Source organism: Pseudomonas sp. Mn2068 (assembly GCF_049319725.1).
In the GTDB taxonomy this organism is placed as follows: domain Bacteria; phylum Pseudomonadota; class Gammaproteobacteria; order Pseudomonadales; family Pseudomonadaceae; genus Aquipseudomonas; species Aquipseudomonas gingeri.
Map to the genome: position 1 here is coordinate 15417 of NZ_JBMOUG010000008.1, position 17526 is coordinate 32942.

Annotated in this window: 20 protein-coding genes; 6 read left to right on the forward strand and 14 right to left on the reverse strand. The window is 64.3% G+C overall.

Annotated elements, in window-relative coordinates:
* The first annotated feature begins 137 nt into the window (after nucleotides 1-137).
* Entirely contained in the window at nucleotides 138-1994 is a 1857-nt protein-coding gene (locus ACL9RJ_RS18925) for a DEAD/DEAH box helicase (RefSeq protein ID WP_017124817.1), read from the forward strand.
* Nucleotides 1995-2075: 81 nt separating this feature from the next.
* Here the strand turns inward: ACL9RJ_RS18925 and ACL9RJ_RS18930 are convergent, their stop codons facing one another.
* Together ACL9RJ_RS18930 and ACL9RJ_RS18935 are read right to left on the reverse strand one after the other, a co-directional pair.
* On the reverse strand, nucleotides 2076-2654 hold the full coding sequence (locus ACL9RJ_RS18930; protein WP_017124818.1) for a YceI family protein: 579 nt from the start codon (nucleotides 2652-2654) through the stop codon (nucleotides 2076-2078).
* 31 nt (nucleotides 2655-2685) lie between these two features.
* Nucleotides 2686-3237, reverse strand: coding sequence for a cytochrome b (locus tag ACL9RJ_RS18935; protein ID WP_177128327.1), 552 nt, complete (start codon nucleotides 3235-3237; stop codon nucleotides 2686-2688).
* Between the two features lie 340 nt (nucleotides 3238-3577).
* On the opposite strand from ACL9RJ_RS18935, the gene ACL9RJ_RS18940 reads away from it, so the two are divergent.
* Nucleotides 3578-4984, forward strand: a complete 1407-nt coding sequence (locus ACL9RJ_RS18940; RefSeq protein ID WP_178992257.1) for an adenosylmethionine--8-amino-7-oxononanoate transaminase — start codon at nucleotides 3578-3580, stop codon at nucleotides 4982-4984.
* A 230-nt stretch (nucleotides 4985-5214) separates the two neighbouring features.
* The gene (locus tag ACL9RJ_RS18945; protein ID WP_178992258.1) at nucleotides 5215-5934 is read left to right on the forward strand and encodes a 16S rRNA (uracil(1498)-N(3))-methyltransferase; all 720 of its coding nucleotides are present in this window, start codon (nucleotides 5215-5217) and stop codon (nucleotides 5932-5934) included.
* A 118-nt stretch (nucleotides 5935-6052) separates the two neighbouring features.
* Here ACL9RJ_RS18945 and trhA read toward each other — a convergent pair whose 3' ends face one another.
* Nucleotides 6053-6670 (reverse strand): PAQR family membrane homeostasis protein TrhA, encoded by a 618-nt coding sequence (gene trhA / locus ACL9RJ_RS18950; protein WP_017124821.1) that lies wholly within the window; start codon nucleotides 6668-6670, stop codon nucleotides 6053-6055.
* Between the two features lie 182 nt (nucleotides 6671-6852).
* Between trhA and ACL9RJ_RS18955 the strand changes: the two genes are divergently transcribed.
* The 3 genes from ACL9RJ_RS18955 to ACL9RJ_RS18965 all read left to right on the forward strand — a co-directional run bounded on the left by ACL9RJ_RS18955 (nucleotide 6853) and on the right by ACL9RJ_RS18965 (nucleotide 8944).
* Nucleotides 6853-7419, forward strand: a complete 567-nt coding sequence (locus ACL9RJ_RS18955; protein WP_177087030.1) for a chromate transporter — start codon at nucleotides 6853-6855, stop codon at nucleotides 7417-7419.
* A gap of 3 nt (nucleotides 7420-7422) precedes the next feature.
* Nucleotides 7423-7965, forward strand: a complete 543-nt coding sequence (locus ACL9RJ_RS18960) for a chromate transporter (RefSeq protein ID WP_017124823.1) — start codon at nucleotides 7423-7425, stop codon at nucleotides 7963-7965.
* Nucleotides 7966-8029: 64 nt separating this feature from the next.
* The gene (locus ACL9RJ_RS18965) at nucleotides 8030-8944 is read left to right on the forward strand and encodes a LysR family transcriptional regulator (RefSeq protein ID WP_017124824.1); all 915 of its coding nucleotides are present in this window, start codon (nucleotides 8030-8032) and stop codon (nucleotides 8942-8944) included.
* Between the two features lie 4 nt (nucleotides 8945-8948).
* Here ACL9RJ_RS18965 and madM read toward each other — a convergent pair whose 3' ends face one another.
* The 11 genes from madM to ACL9RJ_RS19020 form a co-directional block, all read right to left on the reverse strand.
* A complete protein-coding gene (gene madM, locus ACL9RJ_RS18970; protein WP_017124825.1) occupies nucleotides 8949-9713 on the reverse strand; it encodes a malonate transporter subunit MadM in 765 nt (254 codons plus the stop codon).
* Between the two features lies 1 nt (nucleotide 9714).
* A complete protein-coding gene (gene madL / locus ACL9RJ_RS18975) occupies nucleotides 9715-10131 on the reverse strand; it encodes a malonate transporter subunit MadL (RefSeq protein WP_017124826.1) in 417 nt (138 codons plus the stop codon).
* A 65-nt stretch (nucleotides 10132-10196) separates the two neighbouring features.
* On the reverse strand, nucleotides 10197-11126 hold the full coding sequence (gene mdcH / locus ACL9RJ_RS18980) for a malonate decarboxylase subunit epsilon (RefSeq protein WP_017124827.1): 930 nt from the start codon (nucleotides 11124-11126) through the stop codon (nucleotides 10197-10199).
* Nucleotides 11123-11752, reverse strand: a complete 630-nt coding sequence (locus ACL9RJ_RS18985; RefSeq protein ID WP_042934828.1) for a malonate decarboxylase holo-ACP synthase — start codon at nucleotides 11750-11752, stop codon at nucleotides 11123-11125. Before ACL9RJ_RS18985 ends, mdcH begins: the two co-directional genes overlap by 4 nt.
* A 6-nt stretch (nucleotides 11753-11758) precedes the next feature.
* On the reverse strand, nucleotides 11759-12562 hold the full coding sequence (gene mdcE / locus ACL9RJ_RS18990; protein ID WP_422765549.1) for a biotin-independent malonate decarboxylase subunit gamma: 804 nt from the start codon (nucleotides 12560-12562) through the stop codon (nucleotides 11759-11761).
* Nucleotides 12559-13410 (reverse strand): biotin-independent malonate decarboxylase subunit beta, encoded by an 852-nt coding sequence (locus ACL9RJ_RS18995; protein WP_422765550.1) that lies wholly within the window; start codon nucleotides 13408-13410, stop codon nucleotides 12559-12561. The genes mdcE and ACL9RJ_RS18995 overlap by 4 nt, the downstream gene beginning before the upstream one ends.
* A complete protein-coding gene (locus ACL9RJ_RS19000) occupies nucleotides 13403-13702 on the reverse strand; it encodes a malonate decarboxylase subunit delta (RefSeq protein WP_017124831.1) in 300 nt (99 codons plus the stop codon). Before ACL9RJ_RS19000 ends, ACL9RJ_RS18995 begins: the two co-directional genes overlap by 8 nt.
* Nucleotides 13702-14559, reverse strand: coding sequence for a triphosphoribosyl-dephospho-CoA synthase (locus ACL9RJ_RS19005; protein WP_422765551.1), 858 nt, complete (start codon nucleotides 14557-14559; stop codon nucleotides 13702-13704). The genes ACL9RJ_RS19000 and ACL9RJ_RS19005 overlap by 1 nt, the downstream gene beginning before the upstream one ends.
* Nucleotides 14560-16236, reverse strand: coding sequence for a malonate decarboxylase subunit alpha (mdcA, locus tag ACL9RJ_RS19010; RefSeq protein WP_177109206.1), 1677 nt, complete (start codon nucleotides 16234-16236; stop codon nucleotides 14560-14562).
* Between the two features lie 110 nt (nucleotides 16237-16346).
* Nucleotides 16347-16781, reverse strand: a complete 435-nt coding sequence (locus ACL9RJ_RS19015) for a hypothetical protein (protein ID WP_212810240.1) — start codon at nucleotides 16779-16781, stop codon at nucleotides 16347-16349.
* Nucleotides 16744-17373, reverse strand: a complete 630-nt coding sequence (locus ACL9RJ_RS19020; protein WP_042934797.1) for a nucleotidyltransferase domain-containing protein — start codon at nucleotides 17371-17373, stop codon at nucleotides 16744-16746. The genes ACL9RJ_RS19015 and ACL9RJ_RS19020 overlap by 38 nt, the downstream gene beginning before the upstream one ends.
* Nucleotides 17374-17526 lie beyond the last annotated feature (153 nt).

The following is a 17526-nucleotide window of genomic DNA, read 5'->3' on the forward strand; positions in this document are numbered from 1 at the left end:
CCGGACGGGATTGCGTCCTCCAGGACTGAACGAAAAAGCGCCGTGCGATATGCCGGCCGCTCTCGTCCAGCCCCCAAACGCCATTCGCGCCAGGCAAGATTCCCATCGGGCTATGCCCTAACTGAACAGGATTACTCATGTCCTTTGCTTCCCTCGGTCTCTCCGAGGCTTTAGTCCGCGCCATCGAGGCAGCGGGCTATACCGAGCCTACTCCGGTGCAACAGCGGGCCATTCCCGCCGTGTTGCAAGGTCGCGACCTGATGGTCGCGGCACAGACAGGTACTGGTAAAACCGGCGGCTTCGCCCTCCCGATTCTGGAGCGGTTGTTCCCCAACGGTCACCCGGACAAGTCCCAACGTCACGGCCCGCGCCAACCCCGCGTGCTGGTCCTGACCCCGACCCGCGAACTGGCCGCCCAGGTGCACGAGAGCTTCAAGCTCTATGCCCGCGACCTGAAGTTCGTCAGCGCCTGCATCTTCGGCGGTGTCGGCATGAATCCACAGGTCCAGGCCATGTCCCGTGGTGTCGACGTACTGGTTGCCTGCCCGGGTCGCCTGCTCGACCTGTGTGGCCAGGGCAGCGTCGACCTGTCCCACGTGGAAATCCTCGTGCTGGACGAAGCCGACCGCATGCTCGACATGGGCTTTGTCCATGACGTGAAGAAGGTCCTGGCGCGGTTGCCGGCCAAACGGCAGAACCTGCTGTTCTCGGCGACCTTCTCCAAGGACATCACCGACCTGGCCGGCAAGCTGCTGCACAACCCCGAGCGCATCGAAGTCACGCCACCGAACACCACCGTCGAGCGTATCGAACAGCGCGTGTTCCGCCTCGCGGCCAGCCACAAGCGTTCGCTGCTGGCGCACCTGATCACCGCCGGCGCCTGGGAACAGGTCCTGGTGTTCACCCGCACCAAGCATGGCGCCAACCGCCTGGCCGAGTACCTGGACAAGCACGGCCTGAGCGCCGTCGCGATCCACGGCAACAAGAGCCAGAACGCCCGCACCAAGGCCCTGGCCGACTTCAAGGCCGGCGACGTGCGGATCCTGGTCGCCACCGATATCGCCGCCCGCGGCCTCGATATCGACCAGTTGCCCCATGTGGTCAACTTCGAACTGCCGAACGTCGATGAAGACTACGTGCACCGTATCGGTCGTACCGGTCGTGCCGGTCGTTCGGGCGAGGCGATCTCGCTGGTCGCGCCGGACGAAGAAAAACTGCTGAAAAGCATCGAGCGCATGACCAAGCAGAAAATCGCCGACGGCGACCTGATGGGCTTTGACGCCAGTGCGGTGGAAGCCGAGAAACCGGAAGTCCGCGAGCGTCCGGATGTGCGTAACCCGCGCAACCCACGTGGCCCGCGCGGCGACGGTCCGAATGGCGGCGGTGGTGGTGGCGGTCGCAAGGACAAGGGCAAGGACAAGGGCGGCAAGGAAAAACCGGCGGCCAACGCTCGCGGTGAGCGCCCGGCCCGCGAGCAGAAGCCCCGTGAAGGCACGCCTCGCGAGCAGCAACGTCCAGTGCCACGTCCGGCAGCCGACCGTGCTCCGGACGAGTTCCTCGACGACGATGTGGATAACTTCGGTAACCGCGTCGACTACGTGCCCCAGGCCAAGCCGGCACCGGGCCGTGGTCGTCGTCCTGGTGCCCCGGCCCAGGGTGCGGGTGCTCCGCGCACGGGTCAGTCGCAAGGTCGCCAGAATGGTCCGCGCAACAGCAACGGCGCGACCACCGGCACCCCGCCGGCCAAGCGCAACGGTCCACGCAACGGTGCTCCACGTGACGGCCAGGCCCGTCGCGAAGACTCGCGCAACCGCCGTCCATCCCGTGATGATCAGCCACGTGAAGAGCCGGCCGTGCAGAACCCGCGCGGCCCGGCCCCGAAGATCATTCACAAGGAATCCAAGAGCGATCGCGCCCTGACGCCTGAGCAGCTGGATCAGTTGCCGAACCGCCCTCGCGGCGAGAAACCGGCGCTGCTGACACGCAATCGCTGAGTTCCAGACGGCAATGAAAAACGCCCCCGGTTCGTGAGAGCCGGGGGCGTTTTTCATGGGGGTATCACGGATGATGCCCGCTTATTTCGCCTGCACACCTTCAAACGAGATATCCAGGTCCAGGGTCTGGGAAGTAGGACCTGGGCCCTTGATGCCGAAATCGTTCAGGTTGAGGGTGGTGGTGCCGTTGAAGCCGGCACGGTAGCCGCCCCATGGATCCTTGCCTTCGCCGTTGAACGTGGCCTTGAAGGTGACCGGCTTGGTCACGCCGTGCAGGGTCAGGTCGCCGGTCACGTCAGCTGTTTTCTCGCCAGTGGACTTGACGGCGGTGGAGACGAACTTGGCTTCCGGGTACTTGGCCACGTCCAGGAAGTCTTTGCTGGAGATGTGCTTGTCACGCTCGGCGTGGTTGGAGAACACGCTGGCGGTTTTCAGTTCGACTTCGATCTTGCTCGCTTCAGGGGTCTTGGCGTCGAAGCTGAACTTGCCGCTCCAGTCCTTGAAGGTACCGTGTACGAAGCTGTAGCCCAAGTGGCTGATTTTCCAGTCAACGAAGGCGTGCTGGCCTTCCTTGTCGATCACATAGTCAGCGGCCATCGCCTGACCGGCAGACAGAAGAGCGGTACCGATTGCCAGAGCGGCGAGAGTCTTTTTCAACATGCTTCTATTCCTTTTGAGTCGAGGTTGAACATCAGGCTTTGCGACCCAACATGCGGGTCAGCGTCGCATCACGGTCGATAAAATGGTGCTTGAGGGCAGCCAGGCCATGGAGAACGGCAAAGATCACCACCGTCCAGGCCAGGTACAGATGCACCGTACCCGCCACATCCGCCTGGTCGGGGATGCTGGAAATCCAGGCAGGCACATCGAACAGGTTGAACACCGGAATCCCGACACCTTCTGCGGTGGAAATCAGGTACCCGGAAAACATCAGGGCGAACAGGCCGAGATAGAGAAAGCCATGGCCCAGCTTGGCAGCCACGCGGGTCAGCCGGCCGTGGTTGGACGGTGCCGGCGGCGGCGGGCTGACAAAGCGCCAGAGCAGTCGCAGGACCATCACCGCGAACAGGGTCAGGCCAATACTTTTATGCAGGTCCGGAGCAGCCTTGCGCCATTCGCTGTAGTAGTCGAGACCGACCATCCACAAGCCCAGCGCAAAAAGACCGAAGACCACCAGAGCCACGCCCCAGTGCAGGAACATGCTGACTGCACCGTAGCGAGAAGAGGAATTACGTAGCTGCATGGCCGGATCCTGTAAGTATTGCGTCCAAGACTAATGGTTTACCTATCGAATTAAAGCGGAAAATTTCGCTTTGAAATATCGAGAAATACGATCATAAGTCTGAGACGAGCGGGTTAAGAAAATATTAAGGTCGTCGCTCAGGTAGAACAGCCCGGCAAGCGGTTTTATTCGAGTCGCCAGGGCCATGATCGCAAAAATCGTCCATGCCGCCGCCGGACGACCTCATCGTTCGATTCCTGGTCGGGTAAATGCCCCAATGGGTTGTCCCGCGGCCACGCATTGCATAGGCTTGCGGATTGTTTGCCCGCGCCTGTAGCGAGCCGCCCGTGGGAGAGTGGAAATGAGCCTGAACAACCAGTGGATGAAACGCGACCTCGAGGTCGTGTGGCACCCCTGCACCCAGATGAAAGATCACGAACTGCTGCCGCTGATCCCGATCCGGCGCGGCGAAGGCGTCTGGCTGGAAGACTTCGACGGCAAACGCTATCTCGACGCCGTGAGTTCGTGGTGGGTCAACGTGTTCGGCCACTGCAATCCGCGCATCAACCAGCGTATCAAGGACCAGGTCGATCAACTGGAGCATGTGATCCTCGCCGGCTTCAGCCATCAGCCGGTGATCGAGTTGTCCGAACGCCTGGTGAAGATGACGCCCGAAGGCCTGACCCGCTGCTTCTATGCCGACAATGGCTCGTCCTGCATCGAAGTCGCGTTGAAGATGAGCTTTCACTACTGGCTCAACCGTGGCCGGCCGGAAAAGAAGCGTTACGTCACCCTGACCAACAGCTATCACGGCGAGACCGTCGCGGCGATGTCGGTGGGCGATGTGCCGTTGTTCACCGAAACCTACAAGGCGCTGCTGCTGGACACCATCAAGGTGCCCAGCCCGGACTGCTACCTGCGCCCGGAAGGCATGGGTTGGGAAGAGCATTCGCGCAACATGTTCCTGGTCATGGAGCAGACCCTGGCCGAGCATCACGACAGCGTCGCCGCGGTGATCGTCGAGCCGCTGATCCAGGGCGCCGGCGGCATGCGCATGTACCATCCGGTCTACCTCAAGCTGCTGCGCGAGGCCTGCGACCGCTACGGCGTGCACCTGATCCACGATGAAATCGCCGTGGGCTTCGGCCGCACCGGAACCATGTTCGCCTGCGAACAGGCCGGTATCCGCCCGGACTTCCTGTGCCTGTCGAAAGCCCTGACCGGCGGCTACCTGCCGCTGGCGGCCTGCCTGACCACCGAAGAGGTGTACAGCGCCTTCTACGACGACTATCCGACCCTGCGCGCGTTCCTCCACTCCCACAGCTACACGGGCAACCCCCTGGCCTGCGCGGCGGCCCTGGCGACCCTGGATATCTTCGAGCAGGACAACGTCATCGAGAACAACAAGTCCCTGGCCCGGCGCATGGGCAGTGCTACCGCGCACCTGGCGGACCATCCCCATGTGGGCGAAGTACGGCAGACCGGCATGGCCCTGGCCATCGAGATGGTCCAGGACAAGGCGGGCAAGACCGCCTACCCATGGCAGGAACGCCGTGGCCTGAAGGTCTTCCAGCATGCGCTGGAGCGCGGCGCCCTGCTGCGCCCCCTGGGCAGCGTGGTGTATTTCCTGCCGCCGTATGTGATCACAGCGGAGCAGATCGACTTCCTCGCCGAAGTCGCCAGCGAAGGGATCGATATAGCGACCCGCAGCGATATCAGCGTGGCGGTGCCGGCCAACTTCCATCCGGATTTCCGCGATCCGGGCTAGGATATTGCGGCGTCCGTGATACCGCCTTCGCGGGCAAGCCCGCTCCCACGGGTCCGAGGTCGTGCCTCGGACGCTTGGCCAGGCACGGACACCATGGGAGCGGGCTTGCCCACTCCCGGGTCCGAGGTCGTGCCTCGGAAGCCTGGTCAGGCACGGACACTGTGGGAGCGGGCTTGCCCGCGAAAAGCCCCTCCCAGGCAAAACATCATTCAGTTATTCAGAGACTCACCATGCGCCTGTCCCGCTTCTTTATCGACACTCCCCTGAGCCTCGGCGAACACGAACTGCCAGAGGCCCAGGCGCACTATATCGGCCGCGTGCTGCGCATGAGCGAAGGCGACGTGCTGCAAGTGTTCGACGGCTCGGGCAGCGAATTCCTCGGCACCCTTCTGGAAGTCGGCAAGAAGCGCGTGCGCGTGCAATTGAATGAACGCTTCGCCGGCCAGGCGGATTCCGCGCTGCATATCCACCTCGGCCAGGGCCTGTCCCGTGGCGAACGGATGGACTGGGCGATCCAGAAAGCCACCGAGCTGGGCGTCAACGCGATCACCCCGATCGTCAGCGAGCGCTGCGAGGTTCGTCTCAAGGATGAACGCGCCGACAAGCGCCTGGCCCACTGGCGGCAGATCGCGATCAGCGCCTGCGAACAGTGCGGTCGCTCCACCCTGCCGGTGATCCACCCACCGCTGTTGCTGGCCGAGTGGCTGAAACAGACCGAAGCCGACCTCAAGCTGGTGCTGCATCCGGTGGCCGAACCCCTGACCAGTCACCCGAAACCGGGCACCCTGGCGTTTCTGATCGGTCCGGAAGGTGGCCTGTCCGACAGCGAAGTCGAGCAGGCGGCCAAGGCCGGCTACCTGCCGGCGCGCCTCGGCCCGCGAGTCCTGCGTACCGAAACCGCGCCGGTGGTGGCGCTGGCGGTCGCCCAGCAGTTGTGGGGCGACTTCTGACAGACAGCGCAAAACCTGAGCTGGCTTGCCAGCGATGAGGCCAGCCGGCCTTGCATCGCCCGATCGCCCGCCTTCGCCGGCAAGTCGGCTCCCACCAAGGTCCGCGCTCGACCTTAGGTCAGATCACGAACCACGAGATCGCCACGAAATGCAGGACACTGCCGGCGATCACGAACAGGTGCCAGATCCCATGGGAATGGCGCAGCCGGTGATCGAGGGCAAAAAAGATGATCCCCAGCGTATACAGCGCGCCGCCCGTGGCCAGCCAGATAAAGCCGGCCATACCCAGCGCGGCCAGCAGGGGCTTGATGGCCACCAGCACGATCCAGCCCATTACCGCATAAATCACGATCGACAGGATCCGGGCCTCGGAGCGCGGCTTGATCTCCTGCAACATGCCGATCACCGCCAGCCCCCAGACGATGCCGAACAGGGTCCAACCCCAGGGACCGCGCAAGGTGACCAGGCAGAACGGCGTATAACTGCCGGCAATCAGCAGGTAGATCGACAGGTGATCGACCTTCTGCATGATCACCTTCGCTCGTCCGCGCACACTGTGATAGACCGTCGACACGCTATACAGGGCCAGCAGCGTGACGCCGTAGATCGCCACGCTGACAATCTTCCACGGGCTGCCGTCCAGGCTCGCCATCACCAGCAGCCAGATGGCGCCGATGCACGCCAGCACCGCCCCCACCAGGTGGGTCCAGGCGTTGAATCGTTCCCCGTGATACATCTGCCGCCTACCTCCGTTGATCAGAATACCGCCCACTAGGCTCAGGCCTCGCGGCGCGGAATGCAATGCCCGGCGCCCGGCAATTTCTCGACCGGCCTCTGGTGTGCCGGGCCCGAACCGGCTTTACTGATGGCCCACCGCCAAACCCGCAACGGCCCCCGCCTGTTCCAAGGAGCCCATCGATGTCCGCCACGGCGCCAACCACCGCCCTCGCCCCTTCGCCCAGCCTCTGGCAACTCTTCTACAACTTCGCCATGGTCGGCCTGTTCGGCTTCGGCGGCGTGATGCCCTGGGCCCGGCAGATGATGGTGGACCGCCGGCGCTGGGTCGACGAACAAGGCTTCAACGAACTGCTGACCACCGGCCAGTTTTTCCCGGGACCGAACATCGGCAACGTCAGCATCATCTACGGCCGCCGCCAGCAGGGTCTGCCGGGGGCCTGCGTGGCGCTGCTCGGACTCTATCTGTTCCCCTCGATCATCACCGTGCTGGCAGGCTTCGCCTACGCCCGCTGGTGGAACAATGACGCGGTGCAACAGGTGTTCGGCGCCATCATGCCGATCGCCACCGGGCTGATGCTCGGCAGCACCCTGCGCCTGCTCAGGGCCATGCCGCGCAACCTCGCCAACTACTGCGCCTTCGGCCTGACCTTTATTCTGATGGGCGTGCTGGTCCTGCCGCTATGGAGCGTCCTGCTGATCTGCATCCCGCTGTCGATCGCCCTGCGTTTTGTCGACCCGCGGGCCTGAACCATGCAGACCGTACTGTTTCATCTGATGATCCAATGCGCGCTCTGGTCGTTGATGGCCATCGGCGGCAACACCGTGGCCCTGGGCGACATCCATCGCTACACCGTGACCCAGATGAACTGGATCAGCGACGCCCAGTTCGTCGCCTTCTTCGCCCTGTCCCAGGCACTGCCGGGCCCCAACGGCATGTTTCTGGTGTTTATCGGCCAGCAGGCGGCCGGCCTGCCCGGAGCGCTGGTGGCGCTGACGGCCAAGCTGCTGCCCTGCTCGATGCTCACCTGGTTCGGCGCCGGCTGGCTGGAGAAACACACCGCAACGCCGTGGGTCCAGCGGATCAAACGCGCCCTGCTGCCGATCTCGGTGGGGTTGATCCTCGCCGCCAGCTACATCCTGATCCGCAGCATGGAAACCAGCGCCTTGAGCCTGCTGCTGACACTGGTCAGCGCCGCCGTGGTGTATTTCAGCCGGGTCAACGCCATCTGGCTGATCATCGCCGGCGTCGCCCTCGGCTTGCTGAGCAGCACCCTGGGAGCCAACTGGTTCTGAAAAAGCCCCAGCCAAAACCCCGGGACTTGGGCACAATCGAGGCATTCGAAAAAGAGCCCGCGCCATGCTGATCGACGAAGAGCTGACCCTGAAAAAACTGGAAGTGTTCCTGGCCTTCATGCGCACCGGCAACCTGGCGCGGGCGGCGGCCGAGTTGCAGACCAGCAATGTCAGCGTGCATCGGGCCATCCACTCCCTGGAAAACGCCCTGCGCTGCCCGCTGTTCAAGCACGAGGGCCGCAACCTGACACCGCTGGAAAGCGCCTACGTGCTGGAAGAGCGCGCGCAGAAGCTGATCCAGGACGTCGTCGAAAGCGTGCGCATGACCCGCGAGGCCGCCGGTTTCTCCGCCGAGCGGTTCAAGCTCGGCTCGCTCTATTCGCTGACGGTGAAAACCGTGCCGCAACTGATCATGGGCCTGAAGATCCGCCGCAGCGAACTGAACATCGACCTGATCCTGGGCTCCAACTTCGACCTGCTGTACAAGCTCAAGAACATGGAAGTGGACGCGATCCTGGTGTCACTGGACGACACCACCAACGACCCGGACTGCGAACACCTACCGCTGTTCGCCGACGATATCTTCCTGGCGACACCCGCCGACTCGCCCTTCGCCCAGCAGGACGAAGTCGACCTGGCGGACCTGCGGGACATGACCTTCATCACCCTGACCCAGGGCTTCGCCACGCACCGCGACGGCAACCGGGTGTTCGAGCAGGCGGGGTTCGAGCCGAAGGTGGCGATGCAGGTCAACGATATCTTCACCCTGCTGAGCATGGTCAGTTCCGGCGTCGGATACGCCTTGCTGCCAGGGCGGATCGCCGCGGTGTACGAGAACCGGGTGAAGCTGATCCCGCTGCAGGTGCGCTATCACCTGCAACAGCATATCGGCGTGGTGTTTCTCAAGGCCAAGGAACGTGATCCCAACCTGTTGGCACTCCTGGCGGAATGCCGGATGTATGCCAACAGGTTGAATTGATGGCTCAGCCCACCAGGCCGCGCACGATGAAGAACAGCACCGAAGGTCCGAGCAGGCAGCCCAGCCCGGTGTGGAAGGTTGCCGTCAGCGCGCCATAGGGCACCAGCCGCCGATCCGTCGCCGCGAGGCCGGCGGTCACGCCGCTGACCGTGCCTGCCAGGCCGCCGAAGACCATCGCCGAACGCGGGTTGTCGAGGCCCATCCAGCGCGCCGCCACCGGCGTGCCGACCATCACGATGATCGCCTTGATCAACCCCGTCGCGATCGACAGCGCCACCACATCGGAACTCGCGCCAATCGCCGCACCGGTCACCGGCCCGACGATATAGGTCACCGCGCCAGCCCCGATGGTGGTCATGCTCACCGCATCGCGATAACCGAAGGCCCAGGCCATGCTCGCCCCGACGATAAACGGCAGCACCGTGCCCAGCAGCAGCGCCAGGGCACCGATCAACCCGGCTTTCTTCGCCTCGGTGGCCTGCACTTCAAAGGCCGTGGCAACGATGGCGAAGTCCCGCAGCATCGCCCCGCCCATCAGGCCGATGCCGGAGAACAGCGTCAGATCCGCCAGGCCCTTCTGTCCGCCGGTCAGGGTGCCGCCGACCCAGGCCAGCACCAGGCCGATCACGATGGCAATCGCCGAGCCGTGGATCCGGCCAAAGGTCAGGCGCCTGGACAGCACCACCGACACCCACATCACCACGCCGACAAAGGCGAACGCGGTGATCAGGCCATTGTGTTCCAGGCCTTTCTCGATGAGATCCCACATATCAGCGACCTCCCGCGACAGGAGTGACCGGCACGATATCGGCCGGTTCGTCCGGCAATGGCTCGCCCTTGTGGGTCCGACTGATCAGGGCAATGGTGCAGCCACAGACCACCACCGAACCGATCGCCGCCAATACCGCCACCGGACCGCCGTGCAGCGCCGTGACCACGTTCTGGTTGGCGGCCATGGCGACCACCACCGGAATGTACATGGCGCCCCAGAAACCGACACCCATCTCGCAGTCCCTGGTCATGCCGCCGCGCCTGTGCATCCACAAACGCGCACAGATCAGCAGGATCATCGCGATCCCGACCCCGCCGACATTGGACTTCACCCCCAGCAACACGCCCAGCATGTCACCCAGAATCACCCCTGCCAGCGTACAGATCGCCAACAGTGCCACACCGTAAATAATCATTCTTGTTGTCCTCGCATCGCATTGTCGAAGTTGTTGTTTTTGTCCTTCGAAGCAGCAGCCGGTGTTTATCGGTGACGGCGTCCCTCCTCATCCATCAGCGCCTTGAGGCTGTCCAGCCGGGCACCGTCGAAGGCAATGACGGTGCCTTGCTCGAACACCCGGCGCGCCAGGCCGGTCAATACCGAACCCGGTGGCAGTTCGATCTGCAGGCGGCTGCCGCGCTCATAGGCGCTTTGCACGGTGCCGCGCCAGTCGACGACCCGGCACATGTTGAACGCCAGGTCATCGCGGATCTGTTCAGCGGTACGCAGCAGCCGCGCGCTGCTGCCGCTGAGGTAGCCCAGCCGCGGCGCGCGCAGCGCCACCGTGGCGAACGCGGCGGCCAATGCCCGGGCCGGTTCGTCCAGCAGCGGACAATGAGAAGGCACGCTGACCGCCAGGCGCCGGGAGGCGCCGTCCTTTCTCATCAGGGCAACCAGCGCGTTCATACCCGCCTCGCTCCCGGCGATCACACACTGGTTGTCGGCGTTGATGTTCGCCAGGTAGACCGGGGTGCGCTCGCTGTGCACCTGGGCCAACAACTTATCCACAGCCGCCAGTTCCAGCCCGATCAGGGCGGTCATGCCATAGCCCTGTGGATAAGCCCGTTGCATCAGCTCACCACGCAGGCTCACCAGCCGTACGGCATCGTCGAAGTCCAGCGCCCCGGCCACCACCGCCGCCGGATAGGCGCCGATGGACAGGCCGGCGACATGGCTCGGCGCCTCCGTGTTCTCCAGCAACAAGCGGGCAGCGGCCACCCCGGCGAGCAGCAGGCAGAGCTGGACCGCACGGGTCGAGGCCAGGGCCTGTGGCGTATCCAGGGTCGCGACCTCCTCGCCCAGGACTTCGCTCGCTTCGCGCAGGCAATCGCGGACCACGGCGGCATCGGGCAGCCGCTGCAACATGCCGGGCTGTTGTGCACCCTGGCCGGGAAACACCAGCAGGCTGCTCATGCCGCCTGCTCCTGGTCGGCCCAGGGATCGAGCACCAACAGCGCGCCCTCGGCCCGCTTGAGCAGGACCCGGCGTGCCGGGCCCGCCCACTCGGCCAGCGCCACCGCGCCTTGTGGCGTCTGCACCTGCAGGTCGACGCGGCAGAACGGATTGTCCAATTGCTGCAACAGGCCGGCGGCCTGACGACGCGACAAGGCTTGCGGCGCCCGCAGGATCAGGTCCAGGTCACTCTGCTGATGCAGGGTCGGCAAGCCGGTGGCCAACTCGAAACCGGCACTGCCGCCGACGCCCCAGGCCAGGCCCGAAGCGTTCAGCAAGGGCCGCAGATAATGCAGCGCCTGCAAGGCCGGCCAGTCGCGTCCCCAACCGATACTCGCGATCAGGGCTTCGGGGCGTACCCGACGCTCGACCAGCCGCCGGGGCATCAGCGTGGCAAAACGCTGTTCACGCAGAACCCCGCGCACCCCCACCGGCACCTGGCCAGCAGACGCCAACGCACGCCGCACCACCACCGGCTGGCCGTGGCTCAGCGCCTCGGCAACCCAGCCCGGTGCGTCCTCCGGCAACTGCGCCGGGGTCAGTCCCCAGAGCAAGTCATGAGGAAGGAGTTCGTCGTCAGCCTGCATCGCCATTCACCACTGCTCGCGCAACAGTTGCCGAACCCGGCTCGACGCCGCCCGATTGCTCGCGCCCAGGCGCCCGCTCAGGTCCGTGCCATTGTGCGCCACATCGTGGATGGCTTCGACCAGACAGTCCTGCACCTGCGCCATGTCGACGGCCGTCGGCTGTTCGATCTGTTCCACGCCCAGGGTTTTCCACAGCAGGCCAAGACTGGCGTAGCTGTCGATGTCATAGGCCATCGGCGGCACACTGGCGGCCAGGGCTTCCAGCTCTTCGACGCTGCGCAAGGTCACCCGTGCCGCCGAGGCCTTGCCCATGGCGTGGACCATCACCCCCGGATCGCGCAGGGCGATCAGCCGGTTGGCCTGGTAACCGTGGGCGAGAAAGGCCCCGGACATCGCCTTGCCCACCAGCAGGGCAATCACCGCGTGCCCCGCGAGGCGGGCGCGGGCATAACTGTCCGCCGCTCCGGCCAGGCCCTGGTGGATGCCCAGGGCTTCCTCACGACGCCCGTAGGCCTGGCTCGGTACATCGACAATGGCGATCAGGGCCCGTTTGTCCGTGCGTCCGCTGTCAGCCTCGATCACTTCATCCACGGCCTTGGCCAGGCCCCAGCCCTCCAGCAGGCCGACCTCACCATTGCGGGCACGGACAAAGCGATTGGCCGGGTCCGCCACCACTGCCAGGAAGCGCACCGGGTGGCCGCCGAGCTCGGCATCCGCGACCTTCAGTGAAGGCGGCAGGCCGGACACTTCGCCGACACCGGCGGTCAGGGCCTGGAACCAGTGCAAACCGCGCAGGGAATAAGCGCTCATGGGCGATCTCCTTGGAAAAGACGACGAACCGTGGCGGGATCGATCTGCGGCCCGGCATCCAGTTCGGCCAGCCTCTGCAGGTACCAGTGCGCCTGCCGGCTGCGTTGCGCTTCGGGCACACCGGCCTCGAGCAAGGCCGCGACCTGCTCCCGGACCTGTGCCACATCATCGGCCACGTAACGATCCACCAGGCCGCTGGCGAAACGCTGTTCGCCGCCGGTCAGGCTCCAGATGAACGGACGGTCGCGGGAGTCGTATTCCTCCAGTCCGGCTTCCTGTTCGATCACCTGCGGGCCGTTGAGGCCCAGCCGCGCCTCCTGGGTCACCAGCAGATAACTGCACAACGCCGCCGCGATGGACATGCCGCCAAAGCAACCAACGCTGCCGGCCACCACGCCGATCACTGGCTGATAACGCCGCAGGTCGACAATCGCCGCATGGATATCGGCAATGGCCGCCAACCCCAGGTTGGCCTCCTGCAACCGCACGCCGCCGGTTTCCAGCAGCAGCACGGCGCGGGTCGGGATGCCCTTGCGGTTGTCTTCGGCGGCCAGTTCCAGGGCACCGGCGATTTTCGCCCCGCCCACTTCACCGAGGCTGCCGCCCTGGAAGGCGCCCTCGATGGCAGCTACCACCAGCGGCAGGCCATCGATGCTGCCCTTGGCGATCACCACCCCGTCATCGGCCTGGGGCACCACGCCCTGGCGTTCGAGCCAGGGCGACATGACCCGCGCAAAGGGGTCGAGCAGTTCGCGAAAACTGCCACTGTCGAGCAACGCTCGCGCACGCTGGCGGGCGCCGAGTTCGACGAAGCTGTGCTTGTGCAACAACTGCTCGCTGTCAGTCATGGCCGATCTCCTCGAAGCCTTGTTCCAGGCGCAGGCGGACCACACCGGGAGTCGCCCCGAAATCGTGGATATCGATGCTCAGCGCGGGCGGCAGCTGGCCATCGAACAGTCGCTCGAACAGATGCTGCCAGCGCGCCGAACTGCCGTTCACCGAAGTCGTCACCTCGATCGACAGGCGGCCCGGATGGCCGGGTTCCAGTAGCACTTCCAGATCGCCCGAGCCGACGCAACCCACCAGGGCACGGCCTTTGGGCGGTTGCCCGGCGGGGAATTCAAAGGACAATTTTTCCATCACAAGGCTTCCTGTTCGAGGCGGTCGATCAGCAGGCAGGCGGCGAGCAGATCCGCCGCGCCACCCGGTGAAGCGTTCATCGCCAACAGCTGTTGATCCAATTCATTCAGGCTGCGCCGTCCGGCCAGGCTGGCGCTGCCGCCCGCCTCCAGCACGGCGCGGGCGCCCTGTTGCATGGCCTGCAGACCCGGCACGCCGGCGCGGTAGAGCACGCAGGTGTCGGCCAGGCTGGTCATGATCGCGAGCAGGGCATCCAGCCGGGCGTTCTGTTCGCCGTGGCCGGCCAGCCGGCTGCGCTTGAGTTGTGGCAGGCCGAGACGGGTCACCGCCGGAAAGCCCAGTTGCGCTTCTTCCCGGGCCCCGCGCGCGCCGTAGCGCTGGGCGACCTGGCTGCCGTGGCTGCTGCCGTTGGGCGCATGACGGTCTTCCAGCAAGGCCAGGCGCGCGGCGCGCAGGGTCAGGGCATTGGCCATCACCGCGCGCGGCTCGAGCGCCGCCGCCGCCACCAGCAAGCCCAGGGCCCAGATCGCGCCGCGATGGGTATTCACCCCGCCGGTGGTCTGCAGCATGGCCTGCTCGCCTTCACGGCCGATACGGCCGAGGGCTTCACGCAGCGGCAGGTCGACGGTGCCGCTGGCGGCCGCGGCTTCCGCCATTTCCCTGAACATCGGCCACAGCGACAAGGCCGAGGCATGCATCAGCCCCAGGTGCAGATCGCTGTGGGCACCGTTGCCGCGGCGATCCACCAGGGCCGGCTTGGGCGACAGGTCGGCTTCGTCGATCAGCGCTTCCACCGCGAAGTCCGCCAGGCGCTCGGCCAGGGACAGGGGTTGGGCTTGCAGATTGAAGGCGTGCATTTACCAGCTCCTGAACTTGGCGGGCGGGTTGTAGAGGCCACCCGACCACTCCACCAGGTCGGCCACACTCTTGGCCGCCAGCAGTTCGCGGCTGGCATCGGTGCGACGGATACCGAGGTCTTCGGGCAAGGCGATCAGGCCTTCGCGACGCATCCGCGCGGTGTCCTTGGGGTTATGCCGCAAGCCGATGGCTGTGACACCGGCCACGGCGGCGATCATCGCCTGGCGCTCCTCCAGGGAACGGGCCTTGTACAGGTAGGCGATACCCTCTTCGGTCAGCAGGTGGGTGACGTCATCGCCATAGATCATGATCGGCGCCAGCGGCATCCCGCTTTTCCTCGCCACATCCACGGCATCGAGGGTCTCGACGAAGGTCGGTTTGCCGCCCTCCTGGAAGGTCTCGACCATCTGCACCACCAGCTTCTTGCCGCGTTCGAGCAACGCTTCGGGCGCATCGCCGCCATCGAGGCGCATATCGAGCCAGGCCGGGGTGCCATGGCGACGGCCGCGTGGATCATGCCCCATGTTCGGCGCCCCGCCGAAACCGGCCAGGCGACCGCGGGTCACCGTGGAAGAATGACCGTCGCCGTCGACCTGCAGGGTTGCGCCGATAAACAGGTCCACCGCGTATTGCCCGGCCAACTGGCAGAACATCCGGTTCGAACGCAACGAACCGTCGCGCCCGGTGAAGAACACATCCGGCCGGGCGGCGATGTAGTTTTCCATGCCCAGTTCAGTGCCGAAACAATGCACGCTCTCGACCCAGCCACTCTCGATGGCGGGAATCAGGGTCGGGTGCGGGTTGAGAGTCCAGTTGCGGCAGATCTTGCCCTTGAGACCGAGGGATTCGCCGTAGGTCGGTAGAATCAGCTCGATGGCGGCGGTGTTGAAACCGATCCCGTGGTTGAGGGACTGCACATTGTGTTTCTCGTAGATCCCGCGGATCGCCATCATCGCCATCAGCACATGCACCGGCTTGATATGGCGCGGGTCGCGGGTGAACAGCGGCTCGATATAGAACGGCTTGTCGGCCACCACCACGAAGTCGACCCAGGACGCCGGAATATCCACCCGGGGCAGTTCGCTGACGTCATCGACCAACTGATTGACCTGGACGATGACGATGCCGTCGCTGAACGCCGCCGGCTCGATCAGGGCCGGGGTGTCCTCGGTGCTGGCGCCGGTGTAGATATTGCCGGCACGGTCGGCCATGAAGCCGGCGCTGAGTACCACGTTGGGGATCAGGTCCACCACCAACCGGGCGTAGAGTTCGATATAGGTGTGAATCGCGCCGATTTCCAGCAGGCCGTCTTCCAGCAGCTGGCTGATGCGCAGGCTCTGGGTGCCGGCGAAGGAGAAGTCCAGCTTGCGGGCGATGCCGCGCTCGAACAGGTCCAGGTGCTCGGCGCGGCCGACGCTGGGCATGATCATGTGCAAATCGTGGAGTTTGGCCGGGTCGGCTTTCACCAGCGAGCGCGAGAGGAAATCCGCCTGCTTCTGGTTGTTGCCTTCCAGCACCACCCGGTCGCCGGGCATGATCAGGGCTTCCAGGGCGGCGACGATCTTGTCGGTGGGCAACACCACGCCATCGGCGAGGGCCCGCACCTGCTCGAGACGGCGCTGCTTCTCGGCACGCCGCCGGGTCCAGCGCGAGTCGGGGGAATTGGGGGTTGTCATGCTCACTCCACGGGTTCGCTTTCGTGGAGTAGACAGTAGGAGCGAATCGCCGGGGCATCAATCAAGCCCGGCGCTGGACTGTTACGCTCAGGTTAATGGTTCTACTAAATTCAACTGTAATAGAGCCCGACCATTGTTTGCTCGACGACCGACTTCAACGCAGTGGCGTTGTCGATCAACTCCGCCAGCAATCCCTCGTCTTCATCCATGTAACCTTCATATTCCGCCAGATTCCGTCGTTCATGACACAACGCAAACAAGCGAACCTGCAACTTGTTGACTCCGGCGGTATGAGCAAGACACTGGAACACCAGATAACGTCGATCCGAGCGGTATCCGCTGAGGCGTAGCGCCGTGAGCGCAATGCCATGGGCAGCGTTGTAGGCCAGGTCGAAACGACTGGCAAAGGACAGTTGTGTGGCACGCGCATCGCGCAAACGGTCAGTCGCCGAACGCATCAAGCCTTCGCACTCCTTGTGGTCAGGGGGCTCCGCCTTCAGGCCACCACTACGTTGCAGGTTTTCCAGACTCTCGTTTCTGTCCATCCTTAGACTCCAGGGGATTGCGTCCCATGATGTTGAGCTTGTCCTGCGTCACCACCCGCTGAACGAAGCTGTTGCCGGCGGCGAGCTTTTCACTCCAATCCTCCAGGCTGTAAAGCGTCGGGTTGATAGCGCGGCCCAGTTGTTCCTCAATGGGCAATAGTCGCTCCATCACCTCGCTATAGTGCAGGGCACTACCGATCAGCATCAGATCGATATCGCTACCGGCATGGGCCTCATCCTTGGCGATAGAACCGTAGACAAATGCCCAGTTCAGTTGATCCGCAAATGGTTCGAGCGCCACGCGCAAAGGTTCGCTAATACCGAATGTCTTGCGCACGATACCCAGCAGTTCCTGGTAGATAGGGCACGCCGGATTGGCCTGATAATGCGTCTGGTTGCCTTGCCGACTGAGGGTCAGGACGCCTGCCAATTGCAGGCGTTCCAGTTCACGCATCAGACTGCCTTTGCCAACCTTTGCCCAACGGGCTATCTCATTGGCATAGAAACTATGGTCCGGCTTGCCGAAGAGCAAGCCCAGGATTCGCTGTTGTGTTGCAGTAAATAACGCATCACTGAGGGAGAGGGTTTGCATGGTTGCGCCAAAGAGTCCCAAAAAGGGAACGATAGGTCCCTTTTTGGGACTTATCAAGAGCTAGTGATAGAGAGCGCGCTGGACGAGCGGATGACGATCAGTTGAGCAGAATCTGCGAAGTCTGACCGGTTCTATTGGCTTCGGTGCGGCGCC

Excerpts from the sequence above, each read along its gene's own strand:
- ACL9RJ_RS18925 (WP_017124817.1), top strand. The coding sequence starts at position 138 with ATGTCCTTTGCTTCCCTCGGTCTCTCCGAGGCTTTAGTCCGCGCCATC.
- ACL9RJ_RS18930 (WP_017124818.1), bottom strand. The coding sequence starts at position 2,654 with ATGTTGAAAAAGACTCTCGCCGCTCTGGCAATCGGTACCGCTCTTCTG.
- ACL9RJ_RS18935 (WP_177128327.1), bottom strand. The coding sequence starts at position 3,237 with ATGCAGCTACGTAATTCCTCTTCTCGCTACGGTGCAGTCAGCATGTTC.
- ACL9RJ_RS18940 (WP_178992257.1), top strand. The coding sequence starts at position 3,578 with ATGAGCCTGAACAACCAGTGGATGAAACGCGACCTCGAGGTCGTGTGG.
- ACL9RJ_RS18945 (WP_178992258.1), top strand. The coding sequence starts at position 5,215 with ATGCGCCTGTCCCGCTTCTTTATCGACACTCCCCTGAGCCTCGGCGAA.
- trhA (WP_017124821.1), bottom strand. The coding sequence starts at position 6,670 with ATGTATCACGGGGAACGATTCAACGCCTGGACCCACCTGGTGGGGGCG.
- ACL9RJ_RS18955 (WP_177087030.1), top strand. The coding sequence starts at position 6,853 with ATGTCCGCCACGGCGCCAACCACCGCCCTCGCCCCTTCGCCCAGCCTC.
- ACL9RJ_RS18960 (WP_017124823.1), top strand. The coding sequence starts at position 7,423 with ATGCAGACCGTACTGTTTCATCTGATGATCCAATGCGCGCTCTGGTCG.
- ACL9RJ_RS18965 (WP_017124824.1), top strand. The coding sequence starts at position 8,030 with ATGCTGATCGACGAAGAGCTGACCCTGAAAAAACTGGAAGTGTTCCTG.
- madM (WP_017124825.1), bottom strand. The coding sequence starts at position 9,713 with ATGTGGGATCTCATCGAGAAAGGCCTGGAACACAATGGCCTGATCACC.
- madL (WP_017124826.1), bottom strand. The coding sequence starts at position 10,131 with ATGATTATTTACGGTGTGGCACTGTTGGCGATCTGTACGCTGGCAGGG.
- mdcH (WP_017124827.1), bottom strand. The coding sequence starts at position 11,126 with ATGAGCAGCCTGCTGGTGTTTCCCGGCCAGGGTGCACAACAGCCCGGC.
- ACL9RJ_RS18985 (WP_042934828.1), bottom strand. The coding sequence starts at position 11,752 with ATGCAGGCTGACGACGAACTCCTTCCTCATGACTTGCTCTGGGGACTG.
- mdcE (WP_422765549.1), bottom strand. The coding sequence starts at position 12,562 with ATGAGCGCTTATTCCCTGCGCGGTTTGCACTGGTTCCAGGCCCTGACC.
- ACL9RJ_RS18995 (WP_422765550.1), bottom strand. The coding sequence starts at position 13,410 with ATGACTGACAGCGAGCAGTTGTTGCACAAGCACAGCTTCGTCGAACTC.
- ACL9RJ_RS19000 (WP_017124831.1), bottom strand. The coding sequence starts at position 13,702 with ATGGAAAAATTGTCCTTTGAATTCCCCGCCGGGCAACCGCCCAAAGGC.
- ACL9RJ_RS19005 (WP_422765551.1), bottom strand. The coding sequence starts at position 14,559 with ATGCACGCCTTCAATCTGCAAGCCCAACCCCTGTCCCTGGCCGAGCGC.
- mdcA (WP_177109206.1), bottom strand. The coding sequence starts at position 16,236 with ATGACAACCCCCAATTCCCCCGACTCGCGCTGGACCCGGCGGCGTGCC.
- ACL9RJ_RS19015 (WP_212810240.1), bottom strand. The coding sequence starts at position 16,781 with ATGGACAGAAACGAGAGTCTGGAAAACCTGCAACGTAGTGGTGGCCTG.
- ACL9RJ_RS19020 (WP_042934797.1), bottom strand. The coding sequence starts at position 17,373 with ATGCAAACCCTCTCCCTCAGTGATGCGTTATTTACTGCAACACAACAG.